Annotated in this window: 1 protein-coding gene; it reads left to right on the top strand. The window is 52.7% G+C overall.

Annotation, left to right across the window (positions count from 1 at the left end):
• Positions 1-203 (top strand): cadherin-like domain-containing protein (locus tag AYW75_RS18930; protein WP_197478984.1); only part of this gene is annotated, 203 nt, incomplete at both ends.

The raw sequence follows: 203 nt of genomic DNA, 5'->3' as shown, positions 1-203 counted from the left end.
GTAGACGATACAGCCAGCACCAACGAAGACACGGTTGTGACCATTGATGTGTTGGCGAACGATACGGATCTGGATGGGGATACATTAACCATCACCGAAGCGTCTGTTCCGGCGGAGCAAGGTACGGTTGCGATTGTGGACGGTAAGGTACAGTTTACCCCGGCTGCGAACTTCAATGGCGAAGCGACCATCAGTTACACCAT

It is taken from the genome of Marinomonas atlantica (genome assembly GCF_001639725.1).
GTDB lineage: Bacteria > Pseudomonadota > Gammaproteobacteria > Pseudomonadales > Marinomonadaceae > Marinomonas > Marinomonas atlantica.
The sequence above is the reverse complement of the archived record's forward strand: the minus strand, read 5'-3'. Positions and strand labels throughout refer to the sequence as shown.